The sequence below is a fragment of the Bacillus sp. NH11B genome (genome assembly GCF_001884205.1).
Classification (GTDB): Bacteria; Bacillota; Bacilli; order Bacillales; family Bacillaceae_G; genus Bacillus_A; species Bacillus_A proteolyticus.
This window is the reverse complement of record NZ_MAOG01000020.1, coordinates 132305-150146: the sequence shown is the minus strand read 5'-3', so window position 1 is coordinate 150146 and position 17842 is coordinate 132305. Positions and strand designations below refer to the sequence as shown.

Genomic DNA, 17842 nt, shown 5'->3' with positions numbered 1-17842 from the left:
AGTCTGGGAAGACTACAACAACAAGTTCAACACACGTCCAGAAAGCATCACAGTTCAATTACTTCAAAATGGAACAGAGTTCCAAACAAAAGAAGTGAAAGCTGATAAAGAAGGCAACTGGACTTTCAGTTTTAAAGATTTACCAAAGTACGATGAACAAGGAAATGAATACACGTACACAGTAAGTGAAGTAAAAGTTGATGGCTACGAAACAAAAGTAGAAGGAACAACGATTACGAATACTTACAAAAATACAGAAACAACAGAACTGAGTGGTAAGAAAGTCTGGGAAGATTACAACAACAAGTTCAACACACGTCCAGAAAGTATTAAGGTTCAATTACTTCAAAATGGAACAGAGTTCCAAACAAAAGAAGTGAAAGCTGATAAAGAAGGCAACTGGACTTTCAGTTTTAAAGATTTACCAAAGTACGATGAACAAGGAAATGCGTACACGTACACAGTAAGTGAAGTAAAAGTAAATGGATATGAAATAAAAGTAGAAGGAACAACGATTACGAATACTTACAAAAATACAGAAACAACAGAAATCAGTGGTAAGAAAGTCTGGGATGATAACAACGCAATAGATCGTCCAAGCACAATCAAAGTAGACTTACTACAAAACGGTCAAGTAATTGACACGAAAGAAGTAAGCGTGGCAACAAATTGGAAGTACACGTTTGAAAACCTGCAAGCATACGATGCAAACGGAGTAGCGTACAAGTATGAAGTGAAAGAACAGCCAGTAGCTGGATACAAATCCGAAGTAAATGGTTATGACATCACAAATACAAAAATCAAGGACGAACCAAATGTAGATCCAAGTACAGATCCAAAAGATCCAAGTACAGATCCGAAAGATCCAAGCACAAATCCAGACAAAAATAGCGATTCAAAAGTTCCACCTACTACAGAAAATGATAAGCCAACATTACTTCCTAACACAGGAGGAACATCAGCAGAAATGAGTTCAATTCTTGGAGGTATTGTATTATTCCTTTTAGGTGGAATTCTACTCGCTCGTCAGCGAATAAAATAATAAAAAAGATTTAGATTATTGATTACACTGTAATCTGAGTAGCAGACAAATTAAAAGTTTACTATTGATATTACGCCCTTTAGGTAAGTATTCAAAAACACTTCACGATAAAGAGAAGGGAAGAATACAACCTGAAGGGTTTTTTTATAGAAAAAAGAGAACAGTTTCAAGGTGGAATCAATCTGCAACCCAATAATATGGTCAGCTTTCATAGAAGATAAGCGGCTCTAAAACGATAATAAAACAAGCCTATTATCCATTGGATCATAAGCTTAGAGTGTGGTATCTCATTTAATTTAAGATCAATGCCATGTTCCATTAAGTTTTGGATGACTGCATGGTCATTTGTATGGCGGATTTAAATTTGGTCTCATTTTGGTTCTGGTGCAAAAACTTTGAAGTATATGAAAATGGTCTATCAAACTTGTAGATACTGATAGTATTACTCTAAAAAGATGTGCGATTGGTATATGGGTGTAACCCCATATCCATCAACTTAAGAATTTTATAACACCCAAAAAATAATAACTTTGTATATTTGCACTTAGAGATGTAAAATGTCTCATTCTTGGATACTTTTTATTTGTCAACTTGATGTCAATGGGGCCGGATCCCCTACACGCTTTTATGAAGAACCTTTATTTACACTAAAGATTGGAATCTTATTGTCGCCTGAAAATGTAGATAGGGGAAAATAATGTAAAAAAACTATTGTATATTCAAAAACCTTATGTTACATTTGTGTTACAGAAGAGTTACAAATCGTAACTTATATTACGTTTTGTTTTCTTTTGTCTTTCGGTATGTTACGGATTACGGATTATGGATTGTATTTCAAACCAACTGAGAATATATAAAGTTGAAGAAATAGCAAGCTATAAACGAAAAATGATTTTTCTATGTGTATAAGAGTGTGTGTAGTAAAGAGCCTGAGTGAGAGCTTTGTGCATATTATTAAAATTCCTTTCTGTCTTAAAAAAGAAGAATACCAACTATTTAGGAGTTTTAAGTAATGATAGTAAATGAAATGTACTTCCTTTCCCACACACAATGTAGTACATATTTACTTTCGGTCTAATTACTACACAGACTTTTATACATATGACGTTATTATTTTAGGGAAATATAGGGGGAGAGAAAATGAAGAAGTTATTAACGGTAATTGGACTTATGTTTTTAATGCTAGCTGGGTGTAGTAATGGGAATTTTGACAAAGCAATGGATGAAGGGAAGACCGCGTTAACGAATAAAGAATATAAAACAGCCTTGTCATCATTTGAAAAAGCACTAGATGAGAAAAAAGATGATTCAGATGTAAAAGTGCTTGTAGAACAAACGAAAGTAATGATTGAAGCAGTGAAGTTAAAAGAAGAAACAAAGGTAGAAGAATCAATCAAGTCATTTGAAAAAGTAGAGAACATGAAGAATGGAAATACTACGCTTGTAAAACAAGCAAAGGAAGAACGAACAGCGTTACTAGCTATTTTAGAAACAAAAAAGAAATATAGTGAACAACTGGTGAAAAGCGAAGAGTTAATCGGCAAGAAAAATTATTCAGAAGCGAAAGAGTTATTAACGAAGCTAGTTTCAGAAACAAAAGATAACAAGAGCCTTGAAGAATATAATAAAAAAGCCGCAGGATTAATCACGAAAATTGGTGAAGAAGAAAAAAATGCAAAGAATGTAGCGGTAGCAACGAAAACAGAAAAAACGAATACAGCACCGACTCAAAAGGTAGCGACAGAGAATAATAAAAAGGTAGAAGCAGACAAGACTCAAAAAGTAGCAACAGAGAATAATAAAAAGGTAGAAGCAGACAAGACTCAAAAAGTAGCAACAGAAAATAATAAAAAAGTAGAAGCAGACAAGACTCAAAACGTAACGACAGAAAATAATAAAAAAGTAGAGGCAGATAAGACTCAAAACGTAACGACAGAAAATAATAAAAAGGTAGAGACAGGAAAGAATCAAGATGCGTTTACTTTTGAGAAAGCTAAAGAATATATCAAAAATGAATATAAAGAAGAATATGATTATACGCTAGAAGATACGCAAGTAGAAAATGGAAAGAAATATTATAAAATTAGAGTGCGTACGACATATAAAATAGAAGGCGCAGCTGGATCAGGATTTACTGGAGTATTCAAAGTATTCGAAGATGGTACAATTATTGAACTGCACTAAATTGATGGAAAAGGTATCCTCAAACTATTTGAGGGTACCTTTTTTAGCATAAAAAAAGGCATCTAGCAAAAGTACTAGATGCAAATAAAAACACAAGGGAAGACAAAATTCTTCCCGTTTCCCGTAAGTAATTATATCAAAAAATATATAAAAAACTAGCTTTATTTTTAATATAATGAATGTGTGAAGCTATGAAAGCAAAAGATTACACTGTTTTCATAGTGTTTTATTGAAAAAGGAGTTGTATAAATGATTAATTTCAAACCAGAAAATTTAAACCAACTACTAAAAGTGATGTTAATTAGTGCGAATAAGTCTTATGACGCAATTAAAGATTATGAATTTACGGGAGAAGCAGTAGCATTTCGTATAGATTTTGAGTATATAGATGTTGCTCTTATGGTTACGGATATGTTAGGAAGATCAGCTTCTAATTTTAACATTTTGCCATATGCCCGTCCTAATACGAATGAAATAGATTATATTCAGTTTCAAGTGTATTCGATTAATGAAGGGAATTTTAAAGAAACGATTGATGTGATGTAAAAAAACTATAATTTTACAAAAATGTATATAGCAACTAATATATAATTAATAAATTCATATAATTGGAGTGATGAGATGCAGCCGTTAGAAAGGGAGATTCATTCTAATATGCTGAAAGTGTGGAGAATTCACGCTTTCATTGGGGCAGTGGTTATATTAGCAGTCGTAATTGCGTATTTCTTTTTTATGATTAACTTTAACTGGTGGGGCTGGTTGTTTGGATTGTTAGTGACAGGAGCAGTTATATACATACCACTCGACTATTTTGTATTTCCAAATTTACGTCAACGTTATTATAGTTACAGATTAAATGAAGAAGAGATTGAGATTCAAAAGGGAATGTTCGTTATAAAACGCGTACTTATTCCGATGATTCGCGTGCAGCACGTAACGATTGAGCAAGGACCAATTATGAGAAAGTATAATTTAGCAGAATTACATATTTCAACAGCGGCAACTTCTCATAGTATTCCAGGTTTAACGAAAGAAGAAGCAGAGCAGTTGAAAAGACAAATTGGAGAGCTTGCGAAAGTGAGTGATGAGGATGTATAAGAGGCAACATCCGATTACGATTTTATTAGGTATTCGAATTGCGACTTTGTTGCCTTTTATTTTTCTTGTTTTATTTCGATCAGATGGTGAAGTAAAACCTTGGTATGCATTGCATCTTGTGCTTTTGTTTGTATTATTTATTATGGCTATTTTTTCGGCTGTAAAATGGTATTTCAAAGTGTACTGGGTTGAAAATAATATTGTACATATAAAGCACGGTGTCTTTGTAAAGAAGGAAAGTTATTTAAATAAAGACCGTGTACAAAACATTAGTACATCTTCTAATATCATTTATCAAATGCTTGGACTTACAAAATTAAATATAGAAGTAGCGGGCGGCGGTAGTGAGCCGGAAGTGATGTTAGCTGGTATTAAAGAAGATGAAGCGAAGGAACTGATTGCCTTATTAAATAAAAAAAGAAGCGCTACGAGTGAAGAAGTACCCATGGCAGAAGAAAGTAAGACGATTTATCAGTTAACGATGAAAGAGATTTTAGTAGCTTCCATTACGTCTGGTAGATTCGGATTAGTGTTTTCTGGATTACTTCTTATTTACACAGAGTTTAATCAATTTCTTCCAAAGTGGCTCATTAATAAAGTAGAAGCGTATGTGATGGATAACGGTGTATATGAATTAATCGTTATGGCTGCGATTTTAATGGCAATTTCGTGGGTTATTTCAACAGCTGGCTATGCGTTAAAGTATGCGAACTTTAAAATTGAGCGAAACGGAAATGAAGTTCGTATCGTGCAAGGATTGTTTGATAAGAAAGAGTTTGTGTTAAAATTGCACCGCATTCAAGCGATTACTGTGAAAGAAGGAATGCTTCGTCAGCCTTTCGGTTATTGCTCTGTCGAAGTAGAAGTCATTCAAAGTATAGAAGCAGCAGGGAATGAAGTGATGCTACATCCTTTTATGAAGAAGAGAGATGTACAGCAGTTACTTACATATTTACAGTTGCCGTATGAAATGGAAGAGGAAATCATTCATTTACCGAAGGCTGCATTGCGCCGTTACATAATAATGGGCTGGATTACAAGTGCCGTGCTTGCACTGCCGATCATCGGTGCGAGTATATATTTTAAACAAAATATCGCGTTGTTCACTCTGATACCACTATTTATCGTATTTACGTTACTTGCATATGCTAGGTATACAAGTAGTGGTTATATGATACGAGAAAATCAGTTAGTAATGGTGTACCGTGGCCTTGCAAAATATACAGGAATCATGCGGAGAAGGCATGTTCAAGCAGTAGGATACAATCAATCGTATTTTCAAAAGAAAGACGAGCTATGTACAGCTGTTGTATCGGTAGCGGGGAATAGATATAAAGTGAAGCATATGCGAAAAGAAGATGCGCTCCGTATATATAATTGGTACAAAGAAAAAGGAAACACCGGTGTATAATGGTGTTTCCTTTTTTGTGTCGTGATTTGTCGATAAGTCGATATATTCGAAAAATCGCTAATATAATTTCATGCACTGCCGGTGTTGTACTACTTTTTAATTAAACTAAAACATCAAAAGTAGTCACAAATGACGGACGAGAGAAAATACTTTTTTGCTGTTCTGCATGTGGATGCGCCGGAGCTTGTCCCTCTGCTTGTGCAGGACGTTTTTTATGAGCGTTTTCGAATGAACGTGATTCTGTCCAGTCCTTAAAGTTTTGCTCAGTTTCCCACATCGTTAAAATGACATATGTATCGTTACTTAATGGGCGAAGAACGCGGATTGCTTGGAAACCAGGTTCGTTTTCGATAAGGCCTGCGCGGTTTTTAAAGCGATTTTCAAATACAGGACGACCTTCGTCTGTTACAGAAATGTTGTTACAAACGATGTAGCCAGGTTGTCCTTTAAATTCTCCAACAGCGTCTAATACGTCATACTGAAGTGCGGATTCTACAGATTCTTCAGTATTTTCTTTATAAAACATATCTTTTTCGTTATTTTTTGCAGTGAAATGTGCTTGTTCTAGAGGTGTTTCGTATGAAATAATAGCCTTCATTTTAATGCCCCCTTTATGGTTTGTCTCTATTATATCAATTCTCTTAAAAAACTTCGAAGATTATATACATAAAGATACTTCTTTTTCAAATAATAAATGTACCATCATTTGGAAAGAAGGCCGATGTATGAAGAAAGCAAAGTGGACTTTATTGGGCGGGTTAGCAACGTTTGTAGTAGCAATTGTACTTTATAAACTTATTGTGTTAGCTGGTGGCTATATGATGGATGAAAAGCAGCTTGTTTTCCACTCTTCATCACGTATCGTTGACCAGAAAGGAAAAGAAATTACGAAATTATATGTAGAAAATAGAGAGCTCGTGCCGATCGAAGAAATTCCAAAGTATGTGCAGCAAGCATTTATTGCGGTGGAAGATTCTCGTTTTTATGAGCATCAAGGAATTGATTATCCTTCTATATTTCGGGCGCTTTATAAAGATACGTTAGCTGGAGAGAAGGTAGAAGGCGGTAGTACGATTACACAGCAATTAGCTAAAAATGTCTTTTTAACTCGTGAAAAAACATTTACGCGCAAATTGAAAGAAGTCGCAATCTCTCTTCAATTAGAGCAAAAATATACGAAGCAGCAAATTCTTGAAATGTATATGAACCATATTTATTTTGGCCACGGGGCATATGGAATTCAAGCGGCAGCAAAGTTGTATTTTAATAAAAATGTAGAAGATTTAACAGTAGAAGAGGGGGCTATGCTTGCAGGGCTTCCGAAAGCGCCAAATGGCTATTCACCGTACTTATCCCCTGAGAAGAGTAAGGAACGCCGTGATCTTGTTTTGTCACTTATGCATAAACAAGGCTATTTAACAGCGGAAGATAGTGTTCGTTATCAAGGGAAAACAATCGCTCTTTATAAAAATTCAGATGAACGTGAACTGGCATATATGCCGTATATTGATATGGTTATAGATGAAGCAGCACGTTTATACGGTTTGTCTCATCAAGAAGTGCTTCGCGGAGGGTATACGTTTGTCGTACCGATGGATGAAAAAATTCAAAAGGTAGCATATAACCAGTTTCAAGATGCGAGAAATTTCCCTGGTAAAGAAAACGGTGCGCAAGGTGCATTTTTATTAATGGATAACCAAACTGGCGGAATTAAAGCAGCAATTGGCGGAAGAGAGTATGTTCCAAGAGGGCTTAATCGTGTTTTTGCTAAAAGGCAGCCTGGTTCTGTTTTAAAGCCGCTTATCGTATATGGACCTGCACTTGAGACGAAAAAATATAATCCATATTCTTTATTAACGAATGAAAAAAATTCGTTTGAAGGCTATGAACCTCGAAATTATAATCATGAGTATACGAAAGAGATGACGATGTACGATGCGGTATTAGAATCAGCAAATGTGCCAGCTGTCTCTTTATTAAATGAATTAGGGGTAGATGAGGGAAAGCAATATTTAGAGAAAGGAAATATTCATATTGCGGACTCAGGTTTAAGCACGGCACTTGGCGGGCTTAAAAATGGTGTTTCTCCATTTGATCTTGTTAAAATGTACCGCTCTTTTTTAGCGAACGGGAATATTATTGAACCACACGTTATTGATAAAGTATTAAATAGACACGGTGCAGTTATTGGAGAATCATCAAAAGCTGAAACGAAAGTCTTTTCAAAGCAAACGGCATGGTACATGACAAAGATGCTGGAAGGAGTTGTGAAAGAAGGTACGGCGAAAGCTGGTGTATATAATGGAGCTTTGGCTGGAAAGACTGGAACAACTTCATTGCCGAATGATGACCATGGTGCGCGCGATATGTGGTTTGTTGGATATACACCGAATTTAGTAGGGGCAGTTTGGATTGGCTATGATCGTACTGATAAAGAGCATCAATTACAAGATGGAAATGCATCTGCAACGATGTTGTTTAAAAAGATTTTAACGAAAGCAAACATACAAGATAAAGCGAGTTTTCATAGGCCAAAAGGTGTCGAAACAATTGGACTGCCAATTCGTTTAGATAAGATTCAAAACGTGGAAGCAAAACTAGTATTTAGTCCTTTCGGTTTATTTGCGATGAAACTAAGCTGGACGCCGCTTCCTGATGAGCGAATTATGTACCGGATTTATAAAGTTGAAAAAGGAATTCATACTCACGTTGGGACGGTAAAAGGAGCTGAGAAATATGAGGAAAAGTTTATTAACATATTCTCAAAACCGAGTTTTTACGTTGTGCCATTTAACACACAAACGAACCGTGAAGGAGAAAAGTCAAAAGTAGCTAAACCGTAGTTTTTCTCTGTGCTATAATAAGAATGTTGTGAAAATAGTAAGCGGTTTTACGAACATTTGTGTCAATTTCATGAACAACGTACATAATGTTATGCATTTTGTTTTTACAAGCTGTATAGTAAAAAAAGATAAATATCGGAATAGAACGTATTTAAAGCAAAAGCATTGGTAGGGAAGGGAGCAAGGGTCTTGGTAAGAACTATAAATGAGACATTTTTAAAAGCATGTAGGGGGGAACGTACAGAGTATGTACCAGCATGGTATATGCGTCAAGCAGGTCGTTCGCAGCCGGAATATAGAAAGATAAAAGAGAAATATTCTTTATTTGAAATTACACATAATCCAGAATTATGCGCTTATGTTACAAAGTTGCCAGTTGATCAATATAACGTAGACGCAGCAATTCTTTATAAAGATATTATGTCACCACTACCTGCAATTGGTGTTGATGTGGAAATTAAATCTGGTATTGGCCCAGTAATTGATAATCCAATCCGTTCTTTACAAGATGTAGAAAAATTAGGGGAAATCAATCCAGAAGATGACGTACCTTACATACTAGATACAATTCGTTTATTAACGACAGAAATGTTAGATGTACCGTTAATCGGTTTTTCAGGAGCTCCATTTACGTTAGCGAGCTATATGATTGAAGGCGGTCCTTCTCGTAACTACCATAATACGAAAGCGTTCATGTATGCAGAGCCGAAAGCTTGGTTCGCATTAATGGATAAGCTTGCAGATATGGTTATTACATATTTAAAAGCGCAAATTAACGCAGGAGCAAAAGCAGTTCAAATTTTCGATTCTTGGGTTGGAACAGTAAATGTAGCAGATTACCGCGTATTTATTAAACCAGCAATGGAGCGTATTTTTGCAGAAGTTCGCACGATGGGTGTACCAATGATTATGCACGGCGTAGGCGCTGCACATTTAGTGAATGAATGGCACGACTTACCTCTTGATGTAGTCGGTTTAGATTGGCGCTTACCGATTGAAGAAGCACGCGCACGTGGCGTTCATAAGGCGGTACAAGGAAATATGGATCCTTCGTTCTTACTAGCACCATGGTCTGTTATTGAAGAACATGTAAAAGGTATTTTAGATCAAGGAATGAAAGAGCCAGGTTATATCTTTAACTTAGGTCACGGTGTATTCCCAGAAGTAAATCCAGATACATTAAAACGATTAACTACATTTATTCATGAGTACTCTAAAGAACAGTTAGCGAAGTAAAGGAGCATTGCTGTATGAAAAAGAAAATTGGTTTGCTTGTAATGGCATACGGAACGCCATATAAAGAAGAAGATATTGAACGTTACTATACACATATTCGCAGAGGAAGAAAGCCAAGTCCTGAAATGCTAGAAGATTTAACAGAGCGTTACCGTGCAATTGGTGGTATTTCTCCTTTAGCTACTATTACATTAGAGCAAGCTAGGAAGCTAGAACAGCGTCTAAATGAAGTGCAGGATGAAGTAGAGTATCACATGTATCTTGGCTTAAAACATATCGAACCGTTCATTGAAGATGCAGTACAAGCTATGCATAAAGATGGAATAGAAGATGCAATTGCACTCGTTCTTGCCCCTCATTATTCTACTTTTAGTGTGAAGTCGTATGTAGGACGAGCGCAAGAAGAAGCAGAAAAACTTGGAAACTTAACAATTCACGGCATCGATAGCTGGTATAAAGAACCGGAATTTATTCAGTATTGGGTCGATGCAGTGAAAGGTATATATAACGGTATGTCAGAAGCAGAACGTGAAAAAGCTGTGTTAATCGTATCAGCACATAGCTTACCAGAAAAAATCATCGCACTAGGCGATCCATATCCAGATCAACTAAATGAAACAGCTGACTATATCGCAAGAGGCGCTGAAGTAGCAAACTACGCAGTTGGTTGGCAAAGTGCAGGAAACACGCCAGATCCTTGGATTGGTCCAGATGTACAAGATTTAACGAGAGAACTACATGAAAAGTACGGCTATAGTTCATTCGTATATGCACCAGTTGGATTTGTTGCGGAACATTTAGAAGTTTTATATGACAACGACTTTGAGTGTAAAGTTGTAACAGATGAAATTGGCGCGAAATACTATCGTCCAGAAATGCCAAATGCATCGGACGCATTCATTGACTGTTTAGCTGATGTTGTATTAAAGAAAAAAGAATCTGTAATGTAAGTAGAAAGGGGGAGCTTACTTGAGGAAAAAAGTTGTGATCATCGGCGGTGGCATCACAGGATTAACAACAATGTATAACTTACAAAAAGAAATTCGTGAAAAAAACTTGCCGATAGATGCATTGCTTATAGAAGCGTCTGGTAAACTTGGCGGGAAAATTCAAACCGTTCAAAAAGATGGATTTACAATTGAACGTGGCCCTGATTCTTTCTTAGCAAGAAAAGAGAGTGCAGCTAAATTAGTGAAAGAATTAGGACTTGGCGATGAACTTGTAAATAATAAGGCAGGTCAATCATTTATCCTTGTAAATAATCGGTTACATAAAATGCCGAGCGGATCAATGATGGGAATTCCAACGCAAATTACGCCGTTTCTATTTTCCGGATTGTTCTCCCCAATTGGTAAATTAAGAGCTGGTTTTGACTTATTAATGCCAAGGTCAAAACCAGTTTCTGACCAATCACTCGGGCAGTTTTTCAGACATCGCCTCGGGAATGAAGTCGTTGAAAATTTAATTGAGCCATTATTATCTGGTATTTATGCAGGGGATATTGATGAAATGAGTTTAATGTCAACATTCCCTCAAATTTATCAAATCGAACAGGAGCACCGTAGTATTTCACTCGGTATGCGTACGCTCGCTCCGAAAGAAGAGAAGGCTGAAGTGAAAAAAGGAATCTTTAAAACTGTGAAAACAGGTTTAGAATCTCTAGTAGAATCTCTTGAAGTGAAGATTCCTAATGATATGGTAATAAAAGGAACGCGTATTGAGAAAGTTGCAAAACTTGGTGATGGCTATACGATTACTCTTAGTAACGGAAAAGAACTAGAAGCAGATGCGATTGTAGTCGCAGCTCCGCATAAAGTGTTACCATCTATGTTTGCGCAGTACAAGCAGTTTCGTTTCTTCCGTAACATTCCATCTACATCAGTTGCGAATGTGGCACTTGCTTTCCCGAAGTCTGCCATTCAGCGCGATATTGATGGTACCGGATTTGTCGTATCAAGAAATAGTGATTACACGATTACGGCGTGTACGTGGACACATAAAAAATGGCCACATACAACGCCAAAAGGAAAAACGCTTCTTCGTTGTTACGTCGGACGACCTGGTGATGAAGCGGTTGTAGAACAAACCGATGAGGAAATTGTACAGCTCGTCTTAGAGGACTTACAAAAGACAATGGATATTACAGAGGATCCAGAGTTTACAATTGTAAGCCGCTGGAAAGAAGCGATGCCTCAATATACAGTAGGTCATAAAGAACGAATGAAGAAGCTCACAACATTTATGGAAAGTGAGTTGCCAGGTGTGTATTTGGCAGGTAGTTCTTACGCTGGTTCTGGTCTTCCGGACTGTATTGAACAAGGTGAGAGAGCTGCGAAGTGTGTGCTAATTCATTTAGAGAAAGTAATGGAGACTGAATTAGTCGCAAATTAAAATATTTCAAACAAACCGCCTTCAATTAGATTGAAGGCGGTTTGTTTATTGAATAAAATAGCTGTTAGTTAATAAACCTGTATAAGTTATTTTGTATTATAGTTTGAAAACTTGTAAATTAAATAAATTTTGTGTAAAACTTGTCGAAATATAGTTCTATATAACGAATCATTTGATATGATAGACATGCTGAGAAAATATGAATTAGGGAGAGGAAAATGACTGTGAAGAAACTGTTAAGTGTCTTTTTATCATTCATACTATTGTTTTCATTTGCTGGAACTTTAGCGCAGGCGGAAGAAAATACTTCTATGTCGGTAGAAAAAGCAATTCAAGTATTCAAGCAGCAAGGGAAAACGAAGGGGATAGTGGAAGGATATATCGTTGGATATACGCAAAGTCCTTCTAAATACACGAAGGATCCGGCTAAGTTTGACGACACAAATGTGGCAATTGCCGATTCGCCAAACGAAACGAATCCAGACAAAATCATGCCTGTTCAGTTGCCAAAAGGCGATGTGAGATCGGCTGTAAACGTGAAAGATCACCCTGAAAATATCGGAAAGAAAGTTCAGCTAACAGGGACGCTTGAATTATATTTTAGTAGCCCAGGCTTAAAATCAGTAACGGCTCATAAGTTTCAAGGGGAAGGACAGAACCGTGTTAGCGATGTAGTAGCTTCGCCTGGTGGCGGGGAAGTTGCTAAAGGAACAGCGGTAACATTAACAACGAATACAGAAGGGGCAACAATCTACTATACGTTAGATGGTTCTAATCCTACAAATAAAAGTGTTCGTTATAACGGACAAATTGTAGTGAATGAAAATAGTGTAGTGAAAGCAATCGCAGAGAAAGAAGGGTTTACTTCTTCGGCGATTTCAACATTTTCATTTATTATCGTAAACAATGAACCAGTTCGTATTCATGATATTCAAGGGAAATCACATATTTCTCCTTACAAAGGGAAGAAAGTGTACAATGTGGAAGGCGTTGTAACAGCGCTTGATAAAAATGGTTTTTATGTAGAAGATAATCAGCCAGATAATGATCCAGCTACTTCTGAAGGTATGTACGTATACAAAAAAGATGCGAATGTAGTAGTAGGAGATCTTGTACAAGTTGATGGAGAAGTAGAAGAATATGTTGGACCTGGATATGCAGAGCGATTTGAAACAGACTTAACGACGACAGAAATTAAGGCGAGTCGCGTTGCTGTAATCGCAAAAGATCAACCTTTACCAGCACCGATTGTATTAGGAGAAAACGGTGTAAAAATCCCTGATCAAATTATCGATAATGATGCATTCGGTTTATTTGATCCAAATGAAGATGCAATCGATTTTTATGAAAGTGTAGAAGGTATGCGCGTTACGATGCCAACGCCAAAAATTATCGCTCCACAGAAAAACGGTAATTTATATGTAACAGTAAAAAATGGCGGAGATAAAGTAGTAACGAAGTATGGTACACCTTTATTAGATAAAGAGCAATTAAATCCAGAGCGTCTTTCTGTAAAAGTACCTCGTGATTATGTCGCGAAAGTAGGAGATACGTTCACTGGAGATATAACAGGAGTAGTAGGATATGACTACGGTTCGTTCCGCATTTCGCCAGTAACGGAATTACCATCTGTAGTGGAAGGCGGATTTAAGCAAGTAGGGGCAAATATTCAGCCGCGTCTTGATAAGTTAACAGTTGCTACATATAACATTGAAAACTTCTCAGCGAACAAAAAAGAAACAACGGACGAAAAAGTGAAAGCGTTAGCTTATTCTATTAAATATAACTTGAAAATGCCAGATATTATCGGTGTAGAGGAAATGCAAGATAATAATGGATCAATAAATGACGGTACGACAGATGCTTCATTAAGCGCAAAACGTATTATTGATGCAGTTCTAGAAATTCGCGGACCGAAGTATGAGTATGTAGAAATTGCGCCGAATAACAATCAAGATGGAGGAGCACCAGGAGCGAATATTCGCGTCGGTTTCTTCTATAACCCATCACGTGTGAAATTAGCGACAGTACCGAAGTTACTAGATAAAAATGTTGTTCGTATAGGGGACGAAAATCCTTTATTTGAAAGTACACGTAAACCGTTAGCGGCAGAATTTACGTTCCAAGGACAAAACGTTGTTGTCATCGCAAATCACTTAAACTCAAAACTAGGAGATGCAACACCATTTGGAAAAGTGCAGCCGCTCGTATTAAAGAGTGAAGAAAAACGAGTTCAATTAGCACAAGAAGTGAATCAAGTCGTACAAGGTATTCAGAAAAAGAATACGAATGCACCAGTTGTTGTATTAGGTGATATGAACGATTTCGAGTTCTCTAAACCACTAGAAGCACTGCAAGGAACGATATTAAAAGATATGTTAAACACAGTGCCGAAAGAGAATCGCTACACGTACATTCATGAAGGTAACGCACAAGTGTTAGATCATATTTTAGTAACAAATAACATCGCACCGCACACAATTGTAGACCCAGTACACTTAAACTCAAACGTTATGAAAGAACATGGGCGTGTAAGTGACCACGATCCAGTACTTGCTCAAATTGATTTGAAGAAGGCTTCTTAAACTAGGGGAACGCTTAGGTATCTAAGCGTTCTTTTTAGGTTGCATAATGAAATATCTCCAATCGCTAATGTTATATTCTTATTTAGTAAAAAGGTAGCCAAATAAGAGAATGGAGCTAATAAGTAAAATATTCAAAAGAGTGACCACTAAAGCTATAATAGGTAATACTTTCTTTTCAGAAGGACTACTAAATGAAATGATAGCCATTATTATAGATAAAATGGTTCCGCATAATATTGCATACGTCATAGGAGTAACTGTATTTGGACCAAATCGATCTAAGACAGGAACAAGTGAAAACATTAAAATAGTACTGAATAGGCTAAAGGTTAAAAACATATAACTTTTCCAAGTATGAATTTTAGGTTGCATGATCAAAACGCCCCTTTCCGAGGTAATGTGGACTATTTATGTTTATCCATATGCAAATCATAATTAGAAAATAATATTTTTACAATATTGTAAATTTTTAACTTGATTTAAATTGTTGATTTTCTATGGCTTTAGCAGTGAGCATTTTATTTAAAAAGAGAATATAACTAATCACTCGAGATTATATATAGATCCCCTTTTTATAAAATTCATGATAAAATTAATTGAATATTCAGTTTTAAAAGGGGGGTCAACGATGCAAGCACAAATAAATGGAAAATTAATGAATCAGCTTGCAATTTTTTTTAGTACGATCGCCATGCTCCAATTTGTGGCTGAGGTAACAGGACTTACTCAAAATTTGGACATTACGTATAACTTAATAAATACAGCAACTTCCTATGTAACGTTTAGTTTGGCGGTTATTTTTACTTTAATAGGTGCGAGAAGAGAATTAAGTAAATATGCAATTATTTCATTATGTTTAGTGGTAGCTATTAAAGCAATTTATTTTGCGGCGGTTGTTATTTTGTGGGGATTGGCTGGTACGCCGTAAAAGAAGAGTAGTGAACGTATGCATTTGATACATGTAAACGATAATAAGAGCGTAATTCCCATCTTACATAGGGAATTACGCTCTTATTCGTTTTAATTACTTAGTCTGAAATTACTTGAAAAGCTTTTCTACATCGATCTCGTTTTTGAAGTCTTCTCATATATCTTTTTTTGTCCCGTTGTAATCCTTTTATGTACATGAATAAGCTGACAAGGAAGAAAAATGTACATTGTAAAATGTACGGTGACATCCCGTGTAATGGTTGTTTCGGATCATATAAGTGAATAGGTGCTCCGCCTACTGTAGGGAATAGTGTATTTAGTAGGACGAAAGGAATGGAAGTAACTACAAATGGAAATAGAAGTGCCATGTAATCCTTTTGTGACCATGTGGACGCTGCTAAACCTAAGAGGGCCATTAAACCAGCGAATAAAAAATTAATCCCTATATATAGAGAAATATAAGTGATGGGAGAAGAGAAATATAACTCTGCGAACATTCCGTTGCCGTTTATCATGCTAGTACCAACGGTGGGAACTCCATTTGGAATCGTTAATTTGCAAAGTAATAAAGAAAGAATGAACGGTAAAGTATAAAGAAATCCACCACAGAAAAATGTAACGATATACTTCGTAAAGGAATACGAGAATAGGGAAATTTCCTTACTTATAAAAGCTTTGAAACCATCAGATTTATCGGAATTATAACTTGTACTAAATGGTAAACTTGCAATAACAGGCAGTAATAATAAATAAACATCCATTTCATTATCGCGAAAACCGATCCATTTAAAAGCAGTTGCCATAGTCCCGTTCGTTGCGTCTCCTAAATAACGAATTACATAATAATAATGATAAATAGAAATAAGAACTAATCCACTAAACATAATAATTAAAGAAACACGATTACAAAAAGCTTGCTTTATATTTAAACGAAGTGCACGCATCATGACTGAAAAAGCCTCCACTATTTTTATAAATCTGTCTACTTTCTATATTACTATTAATTGTAAGGATTTTCTTGTTTTTTTATGTGGTTATTAGAAAAAGAGGAATTTTGTTGTTGCTAAGTAAGGTTTAACTGTAGAAGAAGGTTGTTAGAGTGAAAGGAAAAGAGAGGGCATATGGAATTCTAGTTTAGACAAAATTACGCTTTCTACGCTGAAATAAGAAAAAGGTGTTCATAAAAATTATATCTGAAGAACATCTTTTCCTTTCTCCTTTTTTTCTGATACACTATGACAGTATTATATACATTGACTGGAATGTTTTTATACTGGGAATAACTAAAAAGAGAACTTGTATAGAATGTAAGCGTGTGGTAATATCAAAGATGTACTAATTGACCATATTATCCAATTGGTCATTTTTGGAGGTGATGATGTGGCGATAGATCGAAAACGTTCTATTATTGAAGCTGCAACAAAGTCTTTTTCAGCATTCGGTTATAAGGCGACGACGATGGATCAAGTTGCGAAGTTAGCGAATGTAGGAAAAGGAACAATTTATACTTTTTTCAAAAATAAAGAAGAACTATTTGGCGAAATTATTTCGAATTTAATTACAGAAATGAGGCAAGTTGCAAAAGATGCAATTCGTTCAGATATTTCATTTTTTGAAAATGTACATAGAGCATTATATAGTATATTAGAATTTAGAAAAGAACATCAGCTCATGATTAAATTAATTCAAGAAGAGCGCGATATGGGAACGAAAGAAGTACAAGAAGTGATGCAACAAGTAGATGTGGAAATCGTTTCTGTCATTCAATCTTATTTAGAGATTGCAATTGAAAAAGGTGAAATTAGCAAATGTGATCCAGAAATTACAGCGTTTATTATGCTTCGCCTATATGTATCGCTTATTTTTGATTGGGAAAAAAATCATGAACCGTTAGAAAAAGAAAAAATATCGGAATTATTCGAACTGTATTTACTAAAAGGATTGTCAAATTAAGATAATCCTTTTAATATTATAAAAAATGACTAATTGACCGAAATGGTCATAAGTTTAATTAAAGGGGGGAATAGAGAAAGAAATTTCATAATGAGGAATAGTTGCATAGTATAAATTCGGGGATGAGGCATATGTATGAACAGAATATAGCCTTTTTATTTGCATAAAA

The 17842-nt window shown here is 35.7% G+C and carries 15 protein-coding genes; 12 read left to right on the top strand and 3 right to left on the bottom strand.

What is annotated here, in order from left to right:
* The 5 genes from BAU27_RS06055 to BAU27_RS06035 all read left to right on the top strand — a co-directional run.
* The coding region (locus BAU27_RS06055; RefSeq protein WP_071770371.1) for a Cna B-type domain-containing protein at positions 1-1042 on the top strand (1042 nt) is incomplete at its 5' end.
* 1140 nt (positions 1043-2182) lie between these two features.
* Positions 2183-3226 carry a hypothetical protein gene (locus BAU27_RS06050; protein WP_071770370.1) on the top strand — a complete coding sequence of 348 codons (1044 nt, stop codon included), beginning with the start codon at positions 2183-2185 and terminating at the stop codon, positions 3224-3226.
* A gap of 249 nt (positions 3227-3475) precedes the next feature.
* A complete protein-coding gene (locus BAU27_RS06045; RefSeq protein WP_071770369.1) occupies positions 3476-3772 on the top strand; it encodes a protoporphyrinogen oxidase in 297 nt (98 codons plus the stop codon).
* 75 nt (positions 3773-3847) lie between these two features.
* Positions 3848-4324, top strand: coding sequence for a PH domain-containing protein (locus BAU27_RS06040; protein WP_071770368.1), 477 nt, complete (start codon positions 3848-3850; stop codon positions 4322-4324).
* A complete protein-coding gene (locus BAU27_RS06035) occupies positions 4317-5735 on the top strand; it encodes a PH domain-containing protein (RefSeq protein WP_071770367.1) in 1419 nt (472 codons plus the stop codon). Before BAU27_RS06040 ends, BAU27_RS06035 begins: the two co-directional genes overlap by 8 nt.
* 100 nt (positions 5736-5835) lie before the next feature.
* Here the strand turns inward: BAU27_RS06035 and hmoB are convergent, their stop codons facing one another.
* The gene (gene hmoB, locus BAU27_RS06030; RefSeq protein ID WP_071744552.1) at positions 5836-6333 is read right to left on the bottom strand and encodes a heme-degrading monooxygenase HmoB; all 498 of its coding nucleotides are present in this window, start codon (positions 6331-6333) and stop codon (positions 5836-5838) included.
* Between the two features lie 127 nt (positions 6334-6460).
* Here hmoB and BAU27_RS06025 point away from each other — a divergent pair, with 127 nt between their 5' ends.
* The 5 genes from BAU27_RS06025 to BAU27_RS06005 all read left to right on the top strand — a co-directional run bounded on the left by BAU27_RS06025 (position 6461) and on the right by BAU27_RS06005 (position 14790).
* Complete coding sequence (locus tag BAU27_RS06025) at positions 6461-8578, top strand: transglycosylase domain-containing protein (RefSeq protein ID WP_071744553.1); 2118 nt, start codon at positions 6461-6463, stop codon at positions 8576-8578.
* A 189-nt stretch (positions 8579-8767) separates the two neighbouring features.
* Positions 8768-9814: a uroporphyrinogen decarboxylase gene (gene hemE / locus BAU27_RS06020; RefSeq protein ID WP_071770366.1), complete on the top strand. Its 1047-nt coding sequence runs from the start codon at positions 8768-8770 to the stop codon at positions 9812-9814.
* Positions 9815-9828: 14 nt separating this feature from the next.
* Entirely contained in the window at positions 9829-10764 is a 936-nt protein-coding gene (gene hemH / locus BAU27_RS06015; protein WP_071770365.1) for a ferrochelatase, read from the top strand.
* A gap of 19 nt (positions 10765-10783) precedes the next feature.
* A complete protein-coding gene (gene hemY, locus BAU27_RS06010; RefSeq protein WP_071770364.1) occupies positions 10784-12205 on the top strand; it encodes a protoporphyrinogen oxidase in 1422 nt (473 codons plus the stop codon).
* 218 nt (positions 12206-12423) lie between these two features.
* Positions 12424-14790, top strand: coding sequence for a DUF6359 domain-containing protein (locus BAU27_RS06005; RefSeq protein WP_071770363.1), 2367 nt, complete (start codon positions 12424-12426; stop codon positions 14788-14790).
* 78 nt (positions 14791-14868) lie between these two features.
* On the opposite strand, the gene BAU27_RS06000 is transcribed toward BAU27_RS06005, so the two are convergent.
* Positions 14869-15162, bottom strand: a complete 294-nt coding sequence (locus BAU27_RS06000; protein WP_071770362.1) for a hypothetical protein — start codon at positions 15160-15162, stop codon at positions 14869-14871.
* Positions 15163-15418: 256 nt separating this feature from the next.
* On the opposite strand from BAU27_RS06000, the gene BAU27_RS05995 reads away from it, so the two are divergent.
* The gene (locus BAU27_RS05995) at positions 15419-15718 is read left to right on the top strand and encodes a hypothetical protein (protein ID WP_071770361.1); all 300 of its coding nucleotides are present in this window, start codon (positions 15419-15421) and stop codon (positions 15716-15718) included.
* 100 nt (positions 15719-15818) lie between these two features.
* Here BAU27_RS05995 and BAU27_RS05990 read toward each other — a convergent pair whose 3' ends face one another.
* The gene (locus BAU27_RS05990) at positions 15819-16667 is read right to left on the bottom strand and encodes a hypothetical protein (protein WP_071770360.1); all 849 of its coding nucleotides are present in this window, start codon (positions 16665-16667) and stop codon (positions 15819-15821) included.
* Between the two features lie 433 nt (positions 16668-17100).
* On the opposite strand from BAU27_RS05990, the gene BAU27_RS05985 reads away from it, so the two are divergent.
* Complete coding sequence (locus tag BAU27_RS05985) at positions 17101-17673, top strand: TetR/AcrR family transcriptional regulator (protein WP_071744560.1); 573 nt, start codon at positions 17101-17103, stop codon at positions 17671-17673.
* Positions 17674-17842: the final 169 nt, after the last annotated feature.